At 70.4% G+C, this 22,732-nt stretch carries 19 protein-coding genes; 12 read left to right on the top strand and 7 right to left on the bottom strand.

Going from position 1 to position 22,732, the window contains the following annotated elements:
- The first annotated feature begins 212 nt into the window (after positions 1-212).
- Together OG588_RS44910 and OG588_RS44905 are read left to right on the top strand one after the other, a co-directional pair.
- Positions 213-1,592: a flavin monoamine oxidase family protein gene (locus OG588_RS44910; RefSeq protein ID WP_405952303.1), complete on the top strand. Its 1,380-nt coding sequence runs from the start codon at positions 213-215 to the stop codon at positions 1,590-1,592.
- A gap of 78 nt (positions 1,593-1,670) precedes the next feature.
- Complete coding sequence (locus OG588_RS44905) at positions 1,671-2,156, top strand: SRPBCC family protein (RefSeq protein WP_405952302.1); 486 nt, start codon at positions 1,671-1,673, stop codon at positions 2,154-2,156.
- A gap of 53 nt (positions 2,157-2,209) precedes the next feature.
- On the opposite strand, the gene OG588_RS44900 is transcribed toward OG588_RS44905, so the two are convergent.
- A complete protein-coding gene (locus OG588_RS44900; protein ID WP_405952301.1) occupies positions 2,210-2,833 on the bottom strand; it encodes a TetR/AcrR family transcriptional regulator in 624 nt (207 codons plus the stop codon).
- 214 nt (positions 2,834-3,047) lie between these two features.
- Between OG588_RS44900 and OG588_RS44895 the strand changes: the two genes are divergently transcribed.
- From OG588_RS44895 to OG588_RS44885, 3 genes are read left to right on the top strand one after another with little or no spacing between them, the layout of a single operon-like run.
- Positions 3,048-4,400, top strand: coding sequence for a flavin-containing monooxygenase (locus OG588_RS44895; protein WP_405952300.1), 1,353 nt, complete (start codon positions 3,048-3,050; stop codon positions 4,398-4,400).
- Positions 4,401-4,429: 29 nt separating this feature from the next.
- Positions 4,430-5,278 (top strand): SDR family NAD(P)-dependent oxidoreductase, encoded by an 849-nt coding sequence (locus OG588_RS44890; protein ID WP_405953375.1) that lies wholly within the window; start codon positions 4,430-4,432, stop codon positions 5,276-5,278.
- Positions 5,275-6,687, top strand: a complete 1,413-nt coding sequence (locus tag OG588_RS44885; RefSeq protein WP_405952299.1) for an aldehyde dehydrogenase family protein — start codon at positions 5,275-5,277, stop codon at positions 6,685-6,687. Before OG588_RS44890 ends, OG588_RS44885 begins: the two co-directional genes overlap by 4 nt.
- A gap of 16 nt (positions 6,688-6,703) precedes the next feature.
- On the opposite strand, the gene OG588_RS44880 is transcribed toward OG588_RS44885, so the two are convergent.
- On the bottom strand, positions 6,704-7,783 hold the full coding sequence (locus OG588_RS44880) for an AraC family transcriptional regulator (protein ID WP_405952298.1): 1,080 nt from the start codon (positions 7,781-7,783) through the stop codon (positions 6,704-6,706).
- Between the two features lie 132 nt (positions 7,784-7,915).
- Between OG588_RS44880 and OG588_RS44875 the strand changes: the two genes are divergently transcribed.
- On the top strand, positions 7,916-9,106 hold the full coding sequence (locus OG588_RS44875; RefSeq protein ID WP_405952297.1) for an MFS transporter: 1,191 nt from the start codon (positions 7,916-7,918) through the stop codon (positions 9,104-9,106).
- 87 nt (positions 9,107-9,193) lie between these two features.
- Positions 9,194-10,798, top strand: coding sequence for a purple acid phosphatase family protein (locus OG588_RS44870; protein WP_405952296.1), 1,605 nt, complete (start codon positions 9,194-9,196; stop codon positions 10,796-10,798).
- A gap of 67 nt (positions 10,799-10,865) precedes the next feature.
- Here OG588_RS44870 and OG588_RS44865 read toward each other — a convergent pair whose 3' ends face one another.
- The gene (locus OG588_RS44865) at positions 10,866-11,285 is read right to left on the bottom strand and encodes a hypothetical protein (RefSeq protein WP_405952295.1); all 420 of its coding nucleotides are present in this window, start codon (positions 11,283-11,285) and stop codon (positions 10,866-10,868) included.
- Positions 11,286-11,447: 162 nt separating this feature from the next.
- Between OG588_RS44865 and OG588_RS44860 the strand changes: the two genes are divergently transcribed.
- The 5 genes from OG588_RS44860 to OG588_RS44840 all read left to right on the top strand — a co-directional run bounded on the left by OG588_RS44860 (position 11,448) and on the right by OG588_RS44840 (position 17,575).
- Entirely contained in the window at positions 11,448-12,509 is a 1,062-nt protein-coding gene (locus OG588_RS44860; protein WP_405952294.1) for a LacI family DNA-binding transcriptional regulator, read from the top strand.
- 289 nt (positions 12,510-12,798) lie between these two features.
- On the top strand, positions 12,799-14,085 hold the full coding sequence (locus tag OG588_RS44855) for an ABC transporter substrate-binding protein (RefSeq protein WP_405952293.1): 1,287 nt from the start codon (positions 12,799-12,801) through the stop codon (positions 14,083-14,085).
- A gap of 1 nt (position 14,086) precedes the next feature.
- On the top strand, positions 14,087-15,103 hold the full coding sequence (locus OG588_RS44850) for a carbohydrate ABC transporter permease (RefSeq protein WP_405952292.1): 1,017 nt from the start codon (positions 14,087-14,089) through the stop codon (positions 15,101-15,103).
- On the top strand, positions 15,093-15,965 hold the full coding sequence (locus tag OG588_RS44845) for a carbohydrate ABC transporter permease (RefSeq protein WP_405952291.1): 873 nt from the start codon (positions 15,093-15,095) through the stop codon (positions 15,963-15,965). Before OG588_RS44850 ends, OG588_RS44845 begins: the two co-directional genes overlap by 11 nt.
- A gap of 296 nt (positions 15,966-16,261) precedes the next feature.
- Positions 16,262-17,575 (top strand): MFS transporter, encoded by a 1,314-nt coding sequence (locus OG588_RS44840; RefSeq protein WP_405952290.1) that lies wholly within the window; start codon positions 16,262-16,264, stop codon positions 17,573-17,575.
- Between the two features lie 16 nt (positions 17,576-17,591).
- On the opposite strand, the gene OG588_RS44835 is transcribed toward OG588_RS44840, so the two are convergent.
- The 4 genes from OG588_RS44835 to OG588_RS44820 all read right to left on the bottom strand — a co-directional run bounded on the left by OG588_RS44835 (position 17,592) and on the right by OG588_RS44820 (position 22,714).
- Positions 17,592-18,761 (bottom strand): esterase-like activity of phytase family protein, encoded by a 1,170-nt coding sequence (locus OG588_RS44835; RefSeq protein WP_405952289.1) that lies wholly within the window; start codon positions 18,759-18,761, stop codon positions 17,592-17,594.
- 310 nt (positions 18,762-19,071) lie between these two features.
- The gene (locus OG588_RS44830; protein ID WP_405952288.1) at positions 19,072-20,034 is read right to left on the bottom strand and encodes an ABC transporter permease; all 963 of its coding nucleotides are present in this window, start codon (positions 20,032-20,034) and stop codon (positions 19,072-19,074) included.
- Complete coding sequence (locus OG588_RS44825) at positions 20,034-21,167, bottom strand: ABC transporter permease (protein ID WP_405952287.1); 1,134 nt, start codon at positions 21,165-21,167, stop codon at positions 20,034-20,036. Before OG588_RS44825 ends, OG588_RS44830 begins: the two co-directional genes overlap by 1 nt.
- On the bottom strand, positions 21,164-22,714 hold the full coding sequence (locus tag OG588_RS44820) for an ABC transporter ATP-binding protein (protein ID WP_405952286.1): 1,551 nt from the start codon (positions 22,712-22,714) through the stop codon (positions 21,164-21,166). The genes OG588_RS44825 and OG588_RS44820 overlap by 4 nt, the downstream gene beginning before the upstream one ends.
- Positions 22,715-22,732: the final 18 nt, after the last annotated feature.

Here is a 22,732-nt window from a genome sequence, read left to right as displayed (position 1 = left end):
AAGGGGGGATGTCGATCGACGAGCCGGACTTTATCACCTGCTCAAGTCGGTCGACAGAGTCATTCAATCGTGACGCACGCCTCATCCGACATAAGCCCAGCTCAGGTCGCAGGTTCAAGTGACAAAAACATTCGACCTTGTCGACCGACAATGTCGCATGTAAGTTGTTCGGCATCCCCTTCACCTTCACCGCCGTGAGCCAAGGAGTGACCATGCCCCGTACGCACAGCACACGGACCGACGTCGTCGTGATCGGCGCCGGACTGGCCGGACTCACCGCAGCCCGCGAACTCGTCGCCGCGGGCAGGTCCGTGGCCGTCCTGGAGGCCCGCGACCGGGTCGGCGGGCGGCTGCTCAACCACGACCTCGGCGACGGTCAAGTCACCGAGATCGGCGGGCAGTTCGTGGGCCCCACCCAGGACCACATCCTGGCGCTGGCCAAGGAGGTCGGCGTGGCCACGTACGAGACCGCCGTGTCCGGAGAGCGGGTCTACGTCCGCGACGGCAGGGCCAGGCGGTTCGCGGGGCACACTCCCCCGGACCTCCTCGCCCTCCCCGACATGGGCATCGCCCTGGCCCGCATCGGCCAGGCCGCGGGCAAGGTGCCCCCGGCGGCTCCGTGGCGGGCGCCCAACGCCCGCGACCTGGACGGAATGACGTACGAGACCTGGTTGCGCAAGGCCGAACTCACCGGTGACGCCGTCGACTTGATCAACATCTTCCTCAACTCCGCGTACGGCGGGGAGGCGCGCGACGCGTCGGCGCTGTTCAGCCTCTGGTACGTCTCGACGTTCGGCGACGAGCTCCACCCGGGCACCATGGAGCGCGGCACCGGCACTTCCGGCGGTGCGCAGGACAGCCGGTTCGTCGGCGGCTCGCAGCTGGTCGCGACCCGGCTGGCCGAGGAACTCGACGGCCGCGTCCACCTGTTGGCCCCGGTGCGGCGGATCAGCCAGGACGCCGACGGAGTCACGGTGGTCTCCGACGCCGGTGACTGGCGGGCCGACCGGGTGATCGTCGCCGTACCGCCGCTTCTCGCCTCGCGCATCGTCTGGGACCCGCTGCTGCCACCGCAGCAGGACCAGCTGTTCCAGCGGCTGCCGTTCGGCACGCTCATGAAGTGCGTGGCCGTCTACGACACCCCGTTCTGGCGGGCCGAGGGCCTGTCCGGCATGGGGCTGCTGCGGGGCGGTTCACCGATCCGCGAGATGTTCGACAACTCCCCGCCCGACGGCGGACCGGGCGTGCTCATGGGATTCCTCGGCGGCAAGGAGTGGCGCAAGTGGGCCCACCGCCCGGCGGGCGAGCGGCGCGGCGCGGTGCTGCGCTCCTTCGCCCAGGTCGTCGGGGAACGGGCCTACGACACCGCCGACTACGTCGAGCAGGACTGGACCGCCGAGCAGTGGACGCAGGGCGGCCCCACGTCCGTCGCCGCCCCCGGAGTGCTCACCGAGTACGGGGAGTGGCTGGGCCGGGCGTTCGGGCGCGTGCACTGGGCGGGGTCCGAGTTCTCCCCGTACTGGAACGGCTTCATGGACGGCGCGGTCCGCTCCGGCCGGCACACCGCCGCCGAACTCCTGCACCAGAGCTGAACGAGACCACAGGTACGAGACCAGAAGTACCGGCCCAGAAGCCCTCGAAGTACGAACCCGGAAGAAGGAGAACCCCTCATGACCAAGTTCCACGTCACCGAACAGGCCGTCGTCAACGCTCCCGTAGAGCGCGTCTGGGAGGTCGTCTCCCGCACCGACCGGTACGCCGAGTGGGTCGCCGGTGCCATCGAGGTCACCGACCACCACGGCCTCGCCACCCTGGGCAGGACGTACGCCGAACGCAACCGCACCCTCGGCCCGCTGCGCACGAATTCGGTGTGGACGGTGATGGAGATCGATCCCCTGAGGCGCCGCGTCGACACCGGGGTCGGGTTCGCCCCGCTCAAGGACGTGACCAGCATCTTCGAGTTCGAGCCGACTCGAAGCGCCGACGGGAAGGAGGCCACGCGGATGACCTACCGGGTGGAGTACGTGATCGGGCTCGGCCCCCTCGGGCTGCTGCTCGACCGGATACAGCGACCGGGCATGCGCGCCAACATGCGCACCTCGATGGCCGGCCTGAACACCCTGATCCGCTCCGAGACCGTCGGCGCGCACCGCTGACCGACCACACGCGAAGGGCGCCCTCGTACCGTACGAGGGCGCCCTTCGCCGCGTCAGCCCAGCGGCACGGGCAGCAGCTCCAGCCGCCCGCCCGCCATCGCCACCACGGCGGCCACGAAGGCCTGGAGGCAGATGCGCTCGGCCGCCTCGTCGGGCAGCGCGAGGTGTTGCAGCATGAGCCCGTCGAACCCCGCGAGGAAGAACCGCGCGATCGCGTCGACGGGCTGCGCGAGGGGTTGGCCGGTGCGTTCGGCCGCCTCGGTGATCAGCTTCGCGGTCACCTCGGTCACCCCCCGGTAGTGGGCTTCGAGAGCCTCGCTCAGCGCGGGCGAGCGGAGCGCGAACATGGTCAGTTCCGTGAGGAGTTGATGGCTTTCGGGCTGCTCACGCACCGTCCGCCACAGCGCGGCCACCAACGCGCTCGCCGTCTCCTCGAACCCTCCGTCGGCCGGCGCCGCCCGCTCGACCTGGGCCACCAGATCCTCCGTGAGCTGCTCCATGACCGCGAAGTACAGCCCTTCCTTCGTACCGAAGGTGTAGTGCACCGTGGCCTGGGCGACCCCCAGCTCGGCGGCGATGGCACGCGTGCTGCCGGCGGCGACCCCCTCCCTCGTCATGAAGTCGATGGCCGCTTTGATGAGCTGGGGGCGGCGCTCGGCCGCGGAGACGTGAGCCATGACCCCATCATACCGACTTAGTCTCACGAACAAGTCGTCCGAACAAGTCGGGATTCGCTCCGATACAGGTCGGGATTCGCCCAGCTTGCCGGCCGTGACCGCGGCACGGCCGCTGAGGTCCGGTCCCTGGCCGCGCGGGTCAGTTCGCGCGGCTCAGCGAGTGCATACGTTTCCTCCACCACCCGTCGAACGGGACGACCGAGGAGGCAGGCTCGTGAAGGAAGACAGCCAGTTGGACACGTGTGTGATCGGGGCAGGGCCTGCCGGGCTGGCCGTCGCCAGGGCCCTCGCCGAGCGGAAGCTGCCGTACACACATCTGGAACGGCACACCGGGCTCGGCGGTATCTGGGACATCGAGAACCCGGGCGGGCCGATGTACGAGTCGGCCCACTTCATCTCCAGCCGGACCCTGTCGGGCTTCGGCGGTTTCCCGATGCCGGACCACTTCGCTGACTATCCGCCGCACCGGCAGATCCTGTCGTATCTGCGGTCCTTCGCCGACGCCTACGGACTGACGGACCGGATCGAGTTCGGCGTCGGGGTGGAGAGCGTCGAGAAGAACGCGGACGGCACCTGGACGGTCGTCCGGACCGACGGGCGGGAGAGCCTGCACGGGCAGGTCGTGGTGTGCACGGGCTCGCAGTGGCACCCCAACAGCCCTGAGATTCCGGGGCAGTTCAGCGGTGAGGTCCGGCACACCGCCGGTTATCGCAGCGCGGAGGAACTCCGGGGCAAGCGGGTGCTGGTCGTGGGTGCGGGGAACTCCGGCTGCGACATCGCGTGCGACGCGGCCCGGACGGCGGACCACGCGGTGATCAGCATGCGGCGCGGGTACTGGTTCATCCCCAAGCATCTGTTCGGGCACCCGGTGGACACCATCGCCAACAGCGGTCCGCATCTGCCGATGTGGCTGGCACAGCGCGTCTTCGGCGGCCTGCTGCGGATCGTCAACGGCGATCCGACCCGCCTGGGCCTCCAGAAGCCGGACCACAAGCTCTTCGAGACCCACCCGGCCATCAACTCGATGCTGATCCACCACCTCCGGCACGGCGACATCACCGCCAGGCCCGGGATAGCCCGCGCCGAGGGCAGCACCGTGCACTTCACGGACGGCACGCGCGACGACTTCGATCTCATCCTGTTGGCGACGGGCTACGTCCACAAAGTCCCGGTCGCCCAGCGGTACTTCGGCCACGAGCAGCATCCCGACCTGTATCTGTCGTCGTTCTCGCGCGAGCACCAGGGCCTGTTCGGGATCGGGTTCGTGGAGACCAACTCCGGCGCCTACCAACTCTTCGACAGCCAGGCGCAGTTGATCGCCGGGTATCTGAACGACACGCGTCACGGTCTGACCAACGCCGAGCGGTTCACCCAGATGATCCGTGCCGACCGACCCGACCTGTCCGGCGGGCTGAAGTTCGTCGCCTCGCCGCGTCACACCGGTTACGTCGACAGCGGGGCGTTCGTGAAGTACCTCGGCAAGGTCGCCCGCCAGATGGGCTGGCGCACCGAGGGCCAGGCTCCGCCGGTGCGGTCCGCCACTCACCGTGTGGAGGCGACGGCGTGAGCAGGAGGTTCGACTTCACCGACAAGGTCATGCTGGTCACCGGTGGCGCGGGCGGCATCGGCAGCGCCCTGTGCCACCGCTTCGCCGCTCGTGGCGCACGCTGTGTCGTCGTCGACATCGACGAGGTCCGCGCGGAGAAGGTGGCCGCCGGGCTACCCGGCCTCGGCCACACCGGCATCGGCTGCGATCTGCTGCAACGCGCCGACGTGGAGCGGCTGTTCGAGCAGATCGCCGATGACTACGGCCGTATCGACGTGCTGGTGAACAACGTCGGCATGACCAGCGCGGAGCGCTTCGACATGCGCAGCGTCGAGAGCATCGAGCGGGAGATCTCCCTCAACCTGACCTCCCCGCTGGTCGCGACGCGGATCGCGATCCCCCTGCTGAAGGCATCCCGGGACGCCCGGGTGGTCACCACGGTCTCCCTCGGCGGGATCTTCCCGCTGGGCGAGACCCCGATCTACACGGCGTCCAAGTTCGGGCTGCGCGGCGCGATGCTCGCCATCGGCCTCGACCTGCGCAGCAAGGGCATCCTGGCCGGGTCGGTGCTGCCCTCTGCGACCGACACCCGGATGCTGCGCCAGGAGGCGGTGGACGGCGGCAACTCCATGCAGTTCCAGGAGCCACCGCAACAGCCCGCGAACGTCGTCACGGCCGTGGTGAGCCTGCTGGACCGGCCACGCCTGGAGGCCTACCCCCGGTCCGGCGAGTCCCGACTCGTGCGTTTCGCGATGCTCGCACCGAACCTCCTGCCCAGGGTCTTCCCCCTGTTCCGCAAGCGCGGAGACCGCGGCATGGCCCGCTATCTGGAGGAGCTCCGCCGCCGCGGACTGGCCCGACAGACCGACGGGCGCTGGGAGTTGGTGGAGGAAGCATGACCAGGAACGACACGCTGCGCATCACCAACCCCGCCACCGGCGAACCGATCACCACCCTCCCCGCAGCGAGCGCCGACGACGTCACCAAGGCCGCCGAACAGGCCCAACTCGCTTACGACACCGGGACTTGGTCACGCCGACCCGTCCGTGAACGTGCCGCCGTCCTGCTGCGCCTGGCCGACCTGATGCAACGCGACGCCGAGACCCTCGCCCGACTGGACAGCGAGGACGCGGGCAAGCCGATCACGGAGTGCCGTACGGGGGACGTGCCGGGCGCGATCGAGTCGATCCGCTGGTTCGCCGAGGCGGCGGACAAGATCTTCGGCCGGGTCGCACCGGGCGGACCCGACGGCCTGGGCCTCATCACCCGCGAACCGGTCGGCGTCGGCGCGGCGATCCTCCCCTGGAACTACCCCCTGGCGATGGCCAGTTGGAAGGTCGGCCCCGCTCTCGCCGCAGGCAACTCCCTCCTGCTCAAACCGGCTGAGGCGACCCCGCGTTCGGCCCTGCACCTGGCCGCACTCGCCATCGAGGCCGGCCTGCCCGACAACGTGCTCACGGTCGTCCCCGGCTACGGCGACGAGGCCGGCGCGGCCCTCGCCCGCGATCCCCTTGTCCAGGCCCTCTCCTTCACCGGCTCCACCACCACCGGCCGCCACATCCTCAAGGCCGCCGCCGACACCAACTTCAAGCGCGTCTCCCTGGAGATGGGCGGCAAGAGCCCCCAGGTACTGATGCCCGACGCGCTCTCCTACGGCGACGAGCTCATCGGCGACATGATCGAGGCCGCGTTCCTGACGATGGGGCAGAACTGCACCGCCGGTTCAAGGGTGTTGGTGCACCGCGACATCGCCGAGGAGGTCGTGGAGCGGTTCGTGGCCGCCGCGAGGGAACTCGTCATCGGTGATCCGGCAGACCCGCGCACCCAGCAGGGGCCGCTCATCAATCGCGCCGCCTTCGACCGGGTCGCCGATGCCGTGGACGCCGCCCGGGCGGCCGGCGCCCAGATCCACACCGCGGGACTCCCCCACGGGCTGCCCGCGCGCGGTGCCTACTACCCGCCCACCGTGATCACCCGAGTCCCCGCCGAAAGCGCCGTACTCACAAGGGAGTTGTTCGGTCCCGTGGTCACCGTCGAGACCTTCGGCTCGGCGGACGAGGCGGTACGGATGGCCAACGCCACCGAGTACGGGCTCGCCGCCTCCGTCTGGACCCGCGATCTCGACACCGCGCTGCGGCTGGCCCGGGGCATCGAGGCGGGCGTGGTCTCCGTGAACGCGTACAGCGAGGGGGACATCACCACCCCCTTCGGCGGCTGGAAGCAGTCCGGGTTCGGCGGCGCGGAGAAGTCGACGAACGCCTTCGACCAGTGGACCCGGGAGAAGACGGTCTGGATCCGCACCCGTTGACCACCGCCTGACGGGGTCACTCGCGGTGTGCCGCCGCCCGGAGCAACTGCTCCCGCAACTGCACCGGGGAGGTGCCGTGCCAGCGGCGTACCGCGCGGCGCAGGACCCGTTCGTCGGAGAATCCCGCGCGGCGGGCGATCTCACGCAGCGTCAACTCCGGGCGCAGCAGCAGCTGTTCGACGCGTTCTCGGCGTACGCCCTCGGCCAGTGCCTCGTACGTCGTGCCGCAGTCGGCGAGTCTGCGGCGCAGCGTCCGTTCGCTCGTCGCGTGCCGTCGGGCCTGCTCGCCGAAGGACGGGATCACCGGGAGGCTCTGCGCGACGGACACCTCCAGCACTTCGAGGAGGTCCTGTTGGTCGGTGCGGGAGGCGAGTTGGGCGTCGAGGGTCTCCAGGGTCGAGGCGTACGTCACCGGGTCGCGCCCTGGCATCCGGGCGCGGGCCCACGCGGGGTCGATGACGATGCGGTCGGCCGGGGCACGGAAGCGGACGGGGCAGCCGAACAGGGCGCCGTAGAGCTCGCGTTGGCGGGGTGGTGGCGAGGAGAACTCGACCACGCGCGGGGTGAAGTCCGGGCCGACGGCGAGCCGGGAGAGGGTGATCACGGAGGCGAAGCCCTCCTCGATCAGGAAGGACGCCACGCTCGGGTCGACGGCGGGGTCGGGGAGGTCGGCGCGCAGGACGAAGGCGCCGTGCTCGTCCACGAGGGTCGACCACACGGTCATCGCGCCGGACAGGTTCTGGTACTTCACGCCGGTCTCGATGGCGTGCCGGAGTGTGTCGTCGGCGAGTAGCGCGAAGCCGAGCAGGCCCCACGCGGTGAGGTGCTGGGCCGCGCCGACCCTGAGGCCGAGCCGCTCGTCCCCGGTGAGTTCCACCGCGCGCCGGATCACCGCGCTGCCCTGCCGGTACGACACCCGCAGCGCGGCCGAGCGCATGAGCGTCTCGTCCAGGCCGACCTCGCTCAGCAGCGGCCGTAGATCGACACCGCGTGCTTCGGCGACGACGACGAGATAGCGCAGGATGTTCGGCTGGATCGTCGCCGACGTGCTGCGGCTGGTCCCGGGCGGGTCCGCCGGGGCGGGGGCAGGGAACATCGCACTCACCTCCTCGTGGGCCACCACCGTAAGCATCCGGACGGCAGCGGTCGTACGGGCTGGCCGCCGAAGTCCCCTCAACGGCCCCCGGCGTCCTGCGTTCGCCCCGCCACGGCTGATTACGGTCTGTGCATGTCAGTCAGTACTCCGGGCCGGGCCCGTGTCGGGCGCCCCGCCGACCGGGCCGGTGCCCGAAGGGCGACGACCCTCGCGTTCGCCGCGCAGGGCATGTCCGTCGCCGCCGTGTACACGACCGTCCCCGCCGTCACCGAACACCTGCGGCTGTCCCCGCTCCTGACCACCGCCACGCTGGTCGGGGTGGCCCTGACGGCGGGGGCCGGCAGCTTCCTGGGACTGGCCGCGGTCCGCGTCGCCGGTCCCGTCGCCACGATGCGCGGGGCGCTGGTCACCATCGCCGTCGCCCTGACACTGGTCGGCTGGGCGCCCGGCACGGCGACCGTCATCTGCGCGTACGTCCTCTTCGGCCTCGCGGCCGGCGCCCTCGACGTCGGGATCAACACCCGGGGCGCCGCGATCGAACGCGCCTACGGCCGTAGCGTCTTCGGGTCGTTCTACACGGCGTGGAGCGTGGGCGGCGTGCTCGCGGCGCTGCTCACCGCGGGGGCGGCCCGTTTGGACCGGCCGGTGGGCGAGAGCCTGGCCGTGCAGGCGGGCGTGCTGCTGGTGGTCGCCGTCTGCCTGCGCACGCACACCCTTCCCACCACCCAAGTGCCGTACGGTCAGCCGCCGTTGGAGCGCGGTCTGTGGCTGCGGATCCTTCCCTTCGGGCTGGTCCTTCTCATCGTCTACGTCGTGGACTCGACCGTGTCCGCGTGGTCGTCGGTGTATCTGCGGCAGACCCTCGACGCGTCGCTCACGGTGGCGCCGTTCGCGTACGCGGCGTACCAGGCCGGCACGGTCGTCGGGCGGGCGACCGTGGACCGGCTGGTGCAGCGGGTCGGTACCGTCGCCGTCGTACGCACGGCCGCCCTGGTGGTGGCGGGCGGCCTGGCGGGGGTGGCTACGGCTCCGAGCTGGCCGATCGCCGTGTTGGCGGCGGGAGTTGTGGGCCTGGGGGCGTCGGTGCTGGCGCCGCTGTGTCTGGCCTCCGCCGCGCGGCTGCGGCCCGGCGCCGCGGAGACGGTGCTGGCCCGGCTGAACCTCTTCAACTACGCGGGCGTCGTCACCGGCGGTGCGGTGAGCGGACTCCTCGGTTCCACCGGCGAGTTCCGGCTCGCGTACGCGCTGCCGGCCGCGCTGGCGGTGCTCGTACTGGCCGGTGCCCGCCATTTCACGCAGCCGCCCGGGACATCCGAGACATAGGAAACGAGCCAGGCAATGGGCGGGATATGGCCATCTCATGGGCAGGCCGCAATCGGTCGTTCAACCGGCGCTGCCAGCGTCGCGCCCATGAACACTCCTCGCATGGGCCTTCCCGACCGGCTCGCGGACACCCTGAGCATGCCCGAGCAACACGAATACCTCCGCCGCGCCTTCTCCCGCCGCGGTCTGCTGCGCGGTGGCGCGGTCGCCGCGACCGGGGTCGCCCTCGCGGGCGGCACCGCCGGTGCCGCGGCGGCTGCGACACCCACGCTGGTGACGGGCTCCGTCACGTCCACCGTGCACGGTTCGCTGGTCGCGCCGTTCGGCCGGCACCTCGCCTACGGCGCCGATCCGCGGACGCAGATGCGCGTGTCGTGGCAGGTGCCGCTCCCGGTGAAGAAACCCTTCCTCCGGATCGGCCGCAGCCCCCTCGACCTGAGCCACCGCATACCGGCGGAGGTACGCGACCTGTTCACGCCGACCGGGATCGGCAAGAGCGCGGACATCGACCAGTACTACGTGCACGCGGCGCTGGACAACCTGAGCCCGGACACCACCTACTACTACGGTGTCGGCCACGACGGCTTCGACCCCGCCGACGCGGGCGCCGCGCACACCATTTACTCCTTCAGGACCGCGCCCCGCACGCACAGCACCCGGCCGTTCAGGTTCACCGCCTTCGGTGACCAGAACCCGAGTTACACCTCGATCGGCCTCAACGCCCTTGTCCAGGCGCAGAATCCGGCGTTCCATCTGCACGCGGGCGACATCTGCTACGCGGAGGAGACCGGGCACGGGCTGCCCGGCGACGCGAGCAACTACGACGCCCGCCAATGGGATTCGTTCCTCGCGCAGATCGAACCGCTCTCCAGCCGGGTGCCCTGGATGGTCGCGTTCGGCAACCACGACATGGAGTCCTGGTACTCCCCCAACGGCTACGGCGGCAACGAGGCCCGGTTCACCCTGCCCACCAACGGTTTTGACGCCGCGTCAGCTCCGGGCGTCTACTCCTTCGTCCACGGCAACGTGGGCGTGGTGTCGGTCGACGCGAACGACGTGTCGTACGAGATCCCCGCCAACAAGGGCTACACCGGCGGCAAGCAGACCGCCTGGCTCGACAAGCGGCTCACCGAACTCCGGGCCCGTACCGACATCGACTTCATCGTCGTCTTCCACCACCACTGCGCCTTCTCGACCACCAGCTCGCACGCCTCCGAGGGCGGGGTGCGCGAGCAGTGGGTGCCGCTGTACGAGAAGCACCAGGTGGACCTGGTGGTCAACGGCCACAACCACGTCTACGAGCGCACCGACCCGGTCGTCCAGGACAAGGCCGTACGCACCCTGCCCATCGGCGGCACCCATGAGCCGACCCGTGGTGGCGTCGTCTACGTGACGGCGGGCGCGGGTGGCGAGAGCGTTTACAGCTTCCCGGTCGCCGACAGCTACGAGTGGCACGAGGACGCGATCGATTCGGTGCCGACGTACTGGACGGGCAAGGACGGCCAGGTCACCGAGAACGTCGACTGGTCCCGGGTCCGCTACACCGGCTACTCGTTCATCCGCGTCGACGTGGCGCCTGCCGCACCGGGCCGTACGACGACCCTCACCGTGCGGGCGCTGGCCGCGACCGGTGCCGAGGTCGACCGGTTCACGGTGTCCCGCAAGGTGAAGAAGGCCGGGCACGGCCACTAGTACGACGTGGAGCGGCGGCCATCGACGTCGTGTCGGTGGCCGCCGCTCCAGCACTCGGGTCTGCGCGTCAACTCGCCCTGGCGAGCAGGGCCTTGGCGTGGCGGCGGGGTTCCAGGGCGGCCGCGACGAGGTAGCTGCCGCCGCCCGCGAGGGCGAGCACCCAGTACAGGGGTGCGCCATGGAGGAAGAGCGCGGCGGAGGAGGTGAGGGCGAGCCAGGTGCCGAGCAGGTACTGGAGGCGGTCGCGGTAGACGGTGCCCCCGGCGAGGTAGAGGAGGCCCACGACGAGTCCGGACGCGGTGGGCCACATGAGCGTGTGGACCTTCTGCTCGTCGAGTGACGCGCTGAGCGCGGTGATGATCAGGAACAGTGCGCCGACGCCGATCGGCCAGGACGCGGCCGGCAGGTTTCCGACCATCGCGTCGGGGCCGCGAACTCCGCGCAGCGCCTTGGCGGTTACGACGCTGGTGACGACGACTCCCGCCAACAGGCCTACGACGACCAGGCCACTGATCGGCCACCCTTGCGCGCATCTGTACCCCCAACTGTCGGGCCACAGGACGAAAGCGTGATCCTCAAGGCCACGACCGGTCGGCGGAGCGGTGACTTCCTTGCCAGGGATGCGCCCACCCCGGCTACAGTGCACAGCGTGTGGGCGGACAACGCGGATGACCAGGAGCGCGAGCCGCGTGCCGGCCAGGCCCCGCGCGCCGACGGGATCCGGCGGCGGGCCACGATCCACGACGTCGCCCAACTGGCCGGGGTGTCCCGGCAGACGGTGTCCCGGGCGGTGAACGACAAGGGTGAGATCGATCCCGCCACCAAGGAGCGCGTTCTGGAAGTGGCGCGCCTGCTGGACTACCGGCCGAGCCGGTTCGCGCGGGGGCTCGTCCGCAAGGGCGCGGTGACGGCGGGGCTGGTGCTGCCGGATCTGATGAACCCGTTCTTTCCCGAGGTGGCCGCCGGTGTGCTGGAGGCGGCCGAGGAGCGCGGCTGGCAGGTCGTGGTGTGGGACTCGCGCACCGACGAGAACCGTGAGCTCCAGGCCCTCGACAAGTTCTCCCACCAGGCGGACGCGGTGGTCGGCTACTTCAAGAACCCGGACGACGTGCTTGCCCAACACCTCGGCGGCGTACCGACCGTGGTGCTCGAACGCGGGCCGAGCCAGACCCGGTTCGGAGCCGTCGGCATCGACGCCGCCGCCGGTGTCGCACAGGGCATCGCCCATCTGGTGCGGGCGGGGCACCGCAGGATCGGCATGCTCGACGGCGACCGGATCGACGCGCCCGGGCCTCGCAGAGAGGCCTTTCTGGCCGCCGTACGGCAGCACGGGCTGCCCGTCGATGGGAGCTGGGTCGTGCCCAGTCCCGAGCACAGCGTGGCGGGCGGCGAGGCGGCCATGACCCAACTGCTCGACGCGCGACCGGAGTTGACCGCCGTCTTCGGGTTCAACGACCTGATCGCCGTCGGTGCGATGCGTGCGGCGCGGCGCCGCGGACTGCGGGTGCCCGACGACCTGGCCGTACTGGGCTTCGACGGGCTGTCCCTGGGCGAGTTGGTGGAGCCGGCGCTCACCACCCTGCACATCGACAAACGGCGGCTGGGCCGGCTGGCCGTCGAGCAGGTCGCCCGACTCAGCGCGGGGCAGGAGGCGTTGACCGGCGCCGAGGCGTGGGTGATTCCCCAACTGGTGGTGCGGGCCTCGGCGTAGCCCCGGCCCGCCGCACTCCCATCCGCTCCGGCCGCCCTCTCCGGCGATCCGTAGAAAGCGCCAACACAACTACCGTGCACGTCCCTTGACACTGGTTTTCGGCCGCCTCGATACTCGACGGCAACGTTCACGTGAACGTTCACGACCCCCACGTAACCGCCCGGTTTCGCGCCGCCCGATGTCGGACCATCCCCACCTCATCGACCGTCGTCGACGTCCTCGCCTCTCCCCCTCCTCCCCGGCCGTGGCATGTCCGGAAAGTGAGTGCGCGCCCATGGAATTCCGAACGATGTCCCGCAGACGACTACTGGGGGCCTCCCTGGGCGGCGCGGGTGCCGCCCTGCTGGGCCTGTCGGGGTGCGGTAGCGACCACGGCTCCGTCTCCGCCGGCACCGACCACCTGAGCATCTGGTACTGGAACGGCGCCCTGAGCGACAAGCTCCTCGCCGTCTCCGCCCGCGGTGTGCCCGGCGTACCGGGGCTGAAGGTGAAGGGCTCGCCGATCGCCGGCGACTACAAGTCGAAGCTGCGCACCAGCATGGCGGCGCGGGCGTACGTGCCGGACCTGGCCTGCGCGAACTCCGACGTCTCGCTGTTCTTCCCCGACGAGGAGGAGTTCCTCGATCTGCGGAAGCTCGGCGCCGACGCCCTGGAGGACCAGTACCTGGACTGGAAGTGGAAGAGCGGGATCAGTCCGTCCGGGCGGATGATCGGCTTCCCGCTCGATGCCGGTCCGACCGCGCTCTACTACCGCCGGGACCTCTTCGAGAAGGCGGGCCTGCCGACCGAACCGGCGGACGTCGCGGAGGCGACCGCCACCTGGGACAAGTACCTCGCGCTCGGCCGGACGCTCCAGGCGAAGGCGCCCGGCAAGCCGTTCCTGGTCTCCCAGATCAGCTACGTCTTCCGGATGGCCCTGTACCAGAGCCCGAAGCAGTTCGTGGACGCCGACAACCACTTCATCGGCGACCAGCAACACGTCAAGCGGGCCTGGGACTTGGCGGTGGAGACATATCAACAGGGGCTCAGCGCCCGGGTGTTGGACAGCACGCCCGACTACAACGCGGCGATGGGCCGCGGCAGGGTCGCTTCGATGATCACGGCGGTGTGGGCCATCGGCGGGCTCAAGGACGTGGCGCCGAAGACCTCCGGTGCCTGGCGGCTGACGGCACTGCCCGGCGGTCCGACGAACTACGGCGGCTCGTACCTGACCATCACCCGCTACTGCCGTGACCCCGAGGGCGCCTTCGCCTACCTGAAGTGGCTGCTCGGGCCGGAGAACCAGCTGAAGAGCTATCAGGAGATGGCGCTGTTCCCCACGACCCCGGCCGCGTACAGCAAGCCGACGATGCGCAAGCCGGACCCCTTCTTCGGCGGTCAGATACCCGTCGACGTCTTCGGCCCGGCCGCGGAGAAGGCCCCGGTCATCTTCTTCAGCCCCTACGAGGACATCTGCAACACCCCCGTCTTCCAGGAGCTGACCAACGTGGAAACCCTCGGCAAGAACCCCGAGAAGGCCTGGCGCGACGCCATGAACGCCTGCGAGCGGACGCTGTCCCAGCAGGGGGTGAGCTGAGATGGCAACCGTCGCCGGAGCGGCACAGGCACCTACGGCCGGAAGCGGAGCCGAGACCGCGCGCGGCGCCAACACCGGCGCCCCGCACGGGCGTTGGCGACGCCATGTGCCGCCGTATCTCGCCATCTCGCCGTACTACGTGCTCTTCGCCGTCTTCGGCGCGTTCCCGGTGGGGTTCTCGCTGTATCTGTCCTTCCAGGACTGGGACGGCATCGGGGACATGCGGTTCGTGGGGCTCCAGCAGTACCGCTGGCTGCTGCACGACGCGGTGTTCTGGCACTCGATCCTCAACACCTTCGAGATCTGGTTCATGTCGACGGTGCCGATGCTGTTCCTGGCGCTGGTCATCGCGTTCCTGCTGAACGCGCAGGTGCGTCACGCCACCGCCTACCGGGTCGCGTACTTCATCCCGAACGTGACCTCGATGGTCGCCATGACCATCGTCTTCGGCTCGGTCTTCGCACAGGCGGGCCTGGCCAACTCGCTGTTGAAGGCGATCGGGGTGGACGGCGTCGACTGGCTGACGTCCTCCCTCGGCATCAAGTCGGCGATCTCCCTCATGATCATCTGGCGTTGGGTCGGCTACAACGCGCTGATCTTCCTGGCGGGTCTGCAGGCCATCCCCACCGAGCTGTTCGAGGCGGCGCGGGTGGACGGGGCGAGCAGCCGGCAGACCCTCTTCCGGGTCCTGGTACCGCAGTTGAGGCCGGTGATCCTCTTCGCGGTCATCACCTCCACCATCAACGGCCTGCAGATCTTCACCGAGTCGCAGGTGCTCTTCTACTCGGACGACCCCGGCACCACCGGCGGACCCGGCCAGGAAGGCCTGACCATCGTGCTCTACCTCTGGCAGAAGGCCTTCAACGACCACCAGTTCGGCTACGGCGCGGCGATCGGCTGGTCCCTGTTCGCGATCATCGCGCTGTTCGCGATCATCAACTGGCGGCTGGTGTCCGGCTCCGAGCGCGAGAACCGTCCCCCTATCTCCTGGCGCAAGGGAGCCCGCAATGGCCGCTGACCGGACGACCGCCGTCGGCGCGGGACTCGCCATCGGCTCCGGCAGCAGGCGCTCCCGTGTCGGGGTGCGGGTGTTGCTGCTGTTGGGTGTGCTGGTGTCGCTGTTCCCCTTCTACTGGCTCGTGGTGATGGCCTCGATCACCACCCAGGAGATCCTGCAGTTCCCGCCCCGGCTGGTGCCGGGCACCCATCTCCTGGAGAACATGCGGCAAGTGATCCACCGGATCGATTTCTTCGGATCGCTTCTCAACACCGTCGTCGTCTCGGTGGCGGGCACGGTACTGGTGCTGTTCTTCGACTCCCTCGCCGCGTTCGCCTTCGCCAAGTACGAGTTCCCGGCCCGGAAGTTGTTGTTCGGCATCCTCTTGGCGACCTATATGATTCCGGCCCAACTGTCGCTCGTGCCGCAGTTCGTCACGATGGCCGACTTCGGCTGGGCCGGTTCCCTCAAGGCGCTCGTGATACCCGGCGCGGCCAACGCGTTCGGCATCTTCTGGATGCGGCAGTACGCCCAGAACTCACTGCCCGACGAACTCCTGGACGCCGGCCGGATCGACGGGGCCGGCTTCTTCCGCCTGTACTGGCAGGTGGCGCTGCCGCTGTTCCGGCCGGCGCTGGCCTTCCTCGGCATCTTCACGTTCATCCAGCTCTGGAACGACTACATCTGGCCGCTGGTCGTCCTGGTCAACCCGGACCGGCTGACCCTCCAGGTCGCCCTGGCCAACCTCAACGTCGCCTACAACACCGACTACGCCGTGGTGATGGCCGGCGCCCTGATGAGCGTGATCCCGCTGATCGTGGTGTTCCTCATCGGCGCCCGGCACTTCCTGCGGGACCTCGCGGCGGGGGCGACGAAGATGTGAGCGGAGATGCCGTGAATGCCTCGCCTCCCCGTGCCCTAATTGCGACAAAGGGTCTTTCTTATCGCCTTCTGCCTTCCCGGCGCGGGGAGGTGCTGCGTACACCGTGCGGAGTTGTCCGCTCTGGATATGCCGAATCTCATTTGACTGCGCTATATTTCACGCCTCAACTCCACGCCTCAACTCCCCTTGCCTATAGGCGTTTCCCCTCTCCCCGCCTCCCGTGAATTCATTTCGCCCAGGCCGGTACCACCCGTTTCCCTCTCCGTGATACGCCTCACCGAAAGCCCCCCAACTCCGTGGCAATCACCCTGCACGAGGACCGGCCGCCCGCCGGTCGCCATGCAGCCGTTCCGTCCGGCAGCCTGTTCCGACGGATCTACGCACCGCGCACCAGCGACGCCCTCGCGTTCTCCATGTCGACGTACGCCATGCCGCTGCTGGTCCTGGCGATCACCCGGTCCTCGTCGCTGACGGGCCTGGCGTTCGCCCTGGAATGGACACCGCGGATCGCCGCTTTCGTGCTCGCCGGCAAGGTGGTGGACCGGCGCGGCGCGGCGATCGTGTGCTTCCTCGCCTCGCTCCTGCGGGCCATCGTGCTGGCGGGGGCGGCCGTGGCGCTGGCCATGCTGCCGCGCGGCACCGAGGAGACGGTGACCGTGCTGGTGCTGGCCGCGGTGACCGGCACCCTCACCCAGTTCAGCTTCGTCGCGAACGAGGCCGTGGGCGCGATCGTCACCCGGCGGGCGGAGAACCGGCCGCACGGAGTGCAGTCGGTCCTCATCGGCATCGACCAGACCGCGATGCTCGTCGGCCCCCTGCTCGCGGGCTTCCTGCTGCTGGTCGGCCCGGGCTGGATGCTCGGCTGTCTGACCGGGCTGTCCCTGCTCGCGGCCGTGCTCGGACTCCAGACTCCGCCGACCCCGCTGCGTTCCGCCCGCCCGGACGGCGAACGCACACCCGGCGGCATGAGCACCGGGCTGCGCACGCTGCGCAAACTGCCCGCCCTGCGCTGGCTGGTGGCGGGCCTGGCCTGTTCCAACCTCGCCCTCGGCCTGCTCCAGTCCGCCAGCCCGATCATCGTCGTCGAGAACTTCGGCCGCTCCTCCGCCGACGTCGGCACCCTGTGGTCCGCCGCGGCGGCGGCGACCCTGCTCGCGATCACCCTGTGCCGGCTCGCCCTGAGCCGCGTCGACCTCTGGGGCGTAGGAGTCGTCTGCGCGACCTTCGCCTCCGCGGCCTGCCTGGCCCTGCCCCAAGCCCCGTCCTACGCCGCCTACATGGTCCTCATCGCACTGTTCATGGCGGGCGACGGCGGCCTCACCGTCGTCCTGCGCACGCTCCGCTCACTGGTCATCCCCGCCACGGCTTTCGGCACCACGCTCTCCCTGACCATGCTGCTTCTGCTGCTGCCCTTCCCGGTGGCCGGCGTCCTCGTCGCCGTCACCCCGCCGACCCACCTCGACACGGTCGTCCTGGGCTGCGCCCTCGTCCAGGCGGTCGCCCTGGCCATCACCTTCGTAAGGCTGCGCAACGAGCCGACGCTACGCGCGTCCGCCGCCCCCTCACCACCTGCCGTGCTCCCCAACGAGCCCTCGACCAGGCCGCGTTGACGGGCGACGTTGCCTATCAAATGCCGTGTGCGGCGAAGGCGACAACCTGGGTGATCTGGCGGGCGGCGAAGTTGTTGTCGGAGACCAGGACGACGGTACGGCGGCCGTCGGGGAGGCGCGGGCCGAGGGTGATGCCCTCGACGTTGTCGACCCGGGACAGCCCGGGGACGTCGGACAGGTCGGTCACGAGCGTCTTGCGGACCGGCTCGACCGGGCGGCCCGACGCGGCGGTGAGGGAGTCCCGGCCGAGCACGTCGGTCGCGCCGTGGAGGTCGACCAGGTAGATGCGGGCCTTCCAGTTGTTGTCGCTGTAGATCGAGGCGCGCTCCAGAACCAGGAAGCGGTCGTGGCCGAGGGACACGATGTCGCTGACGCCGTTGGTGTCGGTGCTGCCCGCCGGCGGTGTGGCGAACAGCGGTTCCAGACAGTAGGCGTACTGCGCCAGGGGCAGCCCGGTGTTCGCGTCGTGGACGGTGATGCGGGTGAGGGCGCCGTGCTCCGGGGTGGGGTCGGCGCCGTCCTGGTAGAGGGGGTCCTCCATGGCGGTGACGATCCGCCGTCCGTCCGGGGTGAAGGTGACTCCTTCCAGGGTCTGGTTCTGGCGGGGGCCGAACTCCTGGGAGTTCATGTGCAGTTGCGGGGGCAGGGGAAGCTGTCCGGTGTAGGCACCCGTGGTGGTGGCGCGGCGGATCCACGGATCGCCGAGGAGTGCCGGCCCGTCGGACGGGACGATCCGCTCGCCCTCGCTCGTCCAGACCAGGCCGCCCCTGCGCGGGTCGACGGCGATGCCCTCCGGGTCGGGCGCCACGGTGGAGGTGGCGGTCGAGGTGGGCGGGAAGGTGGTGCCGTCCGCGCGCAACCACGGGTGGGTGCCGGTGAGTTCGACGCCCTTGAGGGCGCCGTGGGCGAAGTCGACGCGTGCGGTGTAGAAGCGGGCGGGGCCGGTCTGCGACCGGTCGTCACTGATCAGGTAGTACGTGCCTGTCTTCGCGTCGTAGCTGATGGCGGACAGCCCGCCGACGGTCGTGCCCTGGAAGGACATCCCGTACGGCAGCTCCCGCTCGCCGAGGAAGTCCAGCCGTACGCGGCTGTCGTCGGCGGCGGCCGGGATGCCGACGAGGGCAGGGAGGGAGGCGAGGGCAACGGCGGTGGCGATGATCCGGGCACGGGCGGTGCGGGCGGTCATGGAGGCTCCGTGAGGTGTCGGGTGGTCCGGGAGGGCCTGGTGCGCGTTGGGTGGTCCGGGTGGGCCGGCTCTGTGTTGTGCGGTTCCGCGGGCAACTCGGGTGCGACGCGCGGGTGTTGCCCACGCGTCGCCCATCTCGGTCACGCTCGGGCGGGCAGCCGCGCATCGGCATGGGGGCTGCGTGAGGTGCCAGTGGCTCGGGAGGCGGGTGTGGGATCAGGGGGTTCCGTGAGTAACTCCGGGGCGGCGCACGGGTGTTACGTCTCGCGCCGACCACCTTGGTCACGTCCGCGCGTGCGGCCGCATCTCGTCATGGGGACTCCATGGCGGGTGGGCCGGTGAAGGGCACGGGAGCGGCGTCGGTACGTGACGCGCGGCGGCGGCGCCAGGCGAAGAACGCGAGGGCCAGCAGCGTGAAGACGTAGGGGATCGCGGAGACCAACTGGCCCGGGACGGCGAGGTTGCCGAGTTGAACGGCGAGGGCCTCGGCGGTGCCGAAGCCGAGGGCGGCCAGGAGGACGCCCCAGGGGCGGAGCGCGCCGAGGAACACGGCAGCCAGGGCGATGTAACCGCGGCCCGCTGTCATGCCGGTGACGAAGAAGGAGACAGCGCCCATGCTCAGGAACACTCCGGCCGCCCCGGCCAGCGCACCGCTCAGCGCGAGGGCGCGGAACTGGACCCGGTGGACGTGGATGCCGACCGAGCGTGCCGCCTCCGGGTACTCCCCTACCGCGCGCAGGTGGAAGCCGAACCGGGTCCGGTACAGCAGCCAGGCGACCACCGGAGTAGTGGCGAGGGCGGCCCAGGTGAGCACGTTCTGCCCGCTGAGTACCGCGCCGAGGCCGGGGATGTCCTCGATCAGCGGCAGGCGGACGGAGGGCAGCGCTCCGCTGTGCAGCCGGCTGGTGCCGCCCTTGTCGCCGAGCAGCGCGTACACGGTGTACGAAGTCGCCCCCGCCGCAAGGAGGTTGAGGCCGATGCCCGCGATGATGGCGTCCGCGCCGAGGTACAGGTGCAGCACACCGAGCAGCAGCGCGAGCAGCGAACCGGCCGCGATCCCGCAGACGGCTCCGGCCCACACCGAGCCGCTGTACCCGGCGACCAGCGCGCCCGTGCAGGCGGCGCTCAGCATCGAGCCCTCCAGCGCGATGTTGGGCACCCCGGCCCGCTCGGCCAACAGTCCACCGAGGGCGGCGAGGACGTACGGCGTGGACACCCCGAGGATCGCCGCGAAGAAAGCCGTGCTGAGCACGACATCGAGGACGGAGCCCATCAGCGGGCCTCCCTTCGGGCGAGGTACCGCTTGACGAGTTCGGGCAGCGCCCGGGCGGTCACGAGCAGCACGATGACCGCCTGGATGATGGTCACGGCGTCGGAGCCGACATCGGTCTGCTGCTCCATCACGTCGCCGCCGACCCGCAGATACGAGTAGAGGAGCGCGGCGGCGACCACGCCGACCGGGTTGTTGCGGCCCAGCAGGGCGACGACGATGCCCTCGAAGGCCAGGCCGCCCGCCATGTCGGGCTGGAGTCCGCCGTAGATCCCGAGCGCGAGGTGCGCCCCGGCGAGGCCGGCCAGCGCGCCGCCGATGACGAAGCTCCACTCGATGGTGCGGGGCACGTCGAGGCCGCCGTAGCGGGCGAAGTCCGGGTTGGAGCCGGTGATCCGGATGCGGTAGCCGAGCGGGGTCCTGGCGAGCAGGAACCAGACGGCGGCTGCCACCGCGAGCATGCCGAAGAGGCCGATGTTCGCCTGGTCCAGGGGGACGCCGAAGTACTTCGAGAGGAGCGGGAGCGCCGAGTCGGGGCGGACCGGGGCGGACTGTACGGCGCTGCTGCCGGGGGCTTTGAGGTGGTCGGTGAGGAGGTAGTCGAAGACCCGCACGACGACGGCGTTCAGCATCAGCGTGGCGACGATCTCGTTGGCGCCGAGGCGGGCCTTCATCACTCCGGGTACGGCGCCCAGCGCTCCCCCGGCGAGGGCGGCGGCGCCGAGCGGCACCAACACGGCGGCGACGGGCGGCAGATGGAGGTTGATCGCCACCAGGGCGCTCGCCAGGGCACCGGCGTACACCTGGCCCTCCGCGCCGAGGCTGATCTGCCGGGCCCGAAAGGGGATCGCGACGGACAGGCCGAGCAGCGAGAGGGTGGTGGCGTCGGCGAGCCAGCGGCCGATGCGCGGCGTGCGCTCCAACGGGCCGGTGAGCAGGGCGTCCAGTGCGCCGCCGGCGTCCTTGCCGGTGGCCAGGACCACCAGGAAGGCGATGAGGACGGCGACGACTACGGTCAGTACCGTCATCGTCAACTCGACGGCCACCGTGCGGCGTCGGGTGGCCAGGAATTCCCGGCGCTCCCGCGTCTCGGGCAACTCCTGCTGTTCCGCCGCCGGTTCGAGAGTCGAGGTCATCGGACACCTGCCGTGATCCGCTCGTCCGGATGCCGTTCCACTCCGAGCATGTACAACCCGGTTGCCTCCTCGGTGAGTTCGGCCGGGTCGTCGAAGCGGGCGACGAGACGACCGTCCTTGATGACGAGCAACCGGTCGGAGAGCGCGAGGAGTTCACCGAGGTCGGCAGAGACCAGCAGCACCGCCGCGCCCGCGTCGCGGGCCTCGACGAGCCGCTCGTACATGAAGTGCATGGCGCCGATGTCGACGCCGCGGGTCAGCTGTGCGGCGAGCAACAGGCTTGGCTCGGCGGAGAGTTCGCGGGCGACGACGACTTTCTGCAGGTTGCCGCCGGACAGTGCTCCGGCGGCCGCGTCGGGGTGCGGGGCGCGGATCGCGTAGCGGCTGATGAGGTCCTCGGCGAGTTCTCGTATGCGGCGGGTGCGCAGGATGCCTCGGCGGGCGACGGGGGGCCGGTCGTGGCGGTCGACGATCAGGTTGTCGGCGATGGAGCGGTCCAGGGCGGCCCCGTTGGTCAGCCGGTCCTCGGGTACGTGGGCGATGCCGGCCCGGCGGTGGCCCGCCGCGTCGAGGTGGGTGACGTCGGTGTCGTCCACGGTGACCGTTCCGGCGGTGGGGCGACGCAGTCCGGCGAGGAGTTCGACGAGTTCGGTCTGGCCGTTGCCCTCGACGCCCGCGAGGCCGACGATCTCCCCGGCCGCGATGTCGAGGGAGACGCCGTGCACCGCCGGGCCCGAGAGTCCGCGCACCCGTAGGACGTTCGCCCCGGGGCGGGCCGGGGGCTTCGGCACGTCGAGAGACATCTCCCGGCCGACCATCATGGACGCCAGTTGGGCGGGCGTCGCCTCCTCGGTGCGTACGGTGTCGATCACCGAACCGGCGCGCATGACGGTGACCCGGTCGCTGATCTCCCGTACCTCCTTGAGCTTGTGCGAGATGAACAGCACCGTCATGCCCGAGTCGCGCAGTCCGCGAACCGCCGTGAAGAGGTCGGTGGTCTCCTGCGGGGTGAGCACGGCGGTCGGCTCGTCGAGGATCAGGATGCGGGCGCCGCGGTGCAGGGCCTTGAGGATCTCGGCGCGCTGGCGCATTCCGACGGACACCGCGTCGACCCTGGCTTCCGGGTCGACGGCGAGTCCCGACTGCTCGGCCAGCGCCGCGGTGCGTTCGACGGCTGCCGCGCGGTCGACTCGGCCCGCCCGGCCCGGCTCGACGCCGAGGACGACGTTCTCGGCGACGGTGAACGACGGGACCAGCATGAGGTTCTGGTGGACCATGCCCACACCGAGGGCGATGGCATCCTGCGGCCCGGAGAACCTGACCCGCCGCCCGTACACGCTCAGTTGGCCGGCCGAGGGCTGTTCGAGTCCGTACAGCAACTTCATCAGCGTGGACTTGCCGGCGCCGTTCTGGCCGACGATCGCCCTGATCTCGCCGCGGGGCACCGACAGGTCGACGCCACTGACGGCGCGGGTGCCGTTCGGGTAGGTCTTGCCCAGGCCCACGGCCTCCAGGGCGGGCGGGGCTCCAGCGAGGGTTTCGTCCATGATCTCCACCAGGTTCCT

Origin of the sequence: Streptomyces prunicolor (assembly GCF_045162825.1) — a bacterium.
GTDB classification, from domain to species: Bacteria; Actinomycetota; Actinomycetes; order Streptomycetales; family Streptomycetaceae; genus Streptomyces; species Streptomyces prunicolor.
The sequence above is the reverse complement of the archived record's forward strand: the minus strand, read 5'-3'. Positions and strand labels throughout refer to the sequence as shown.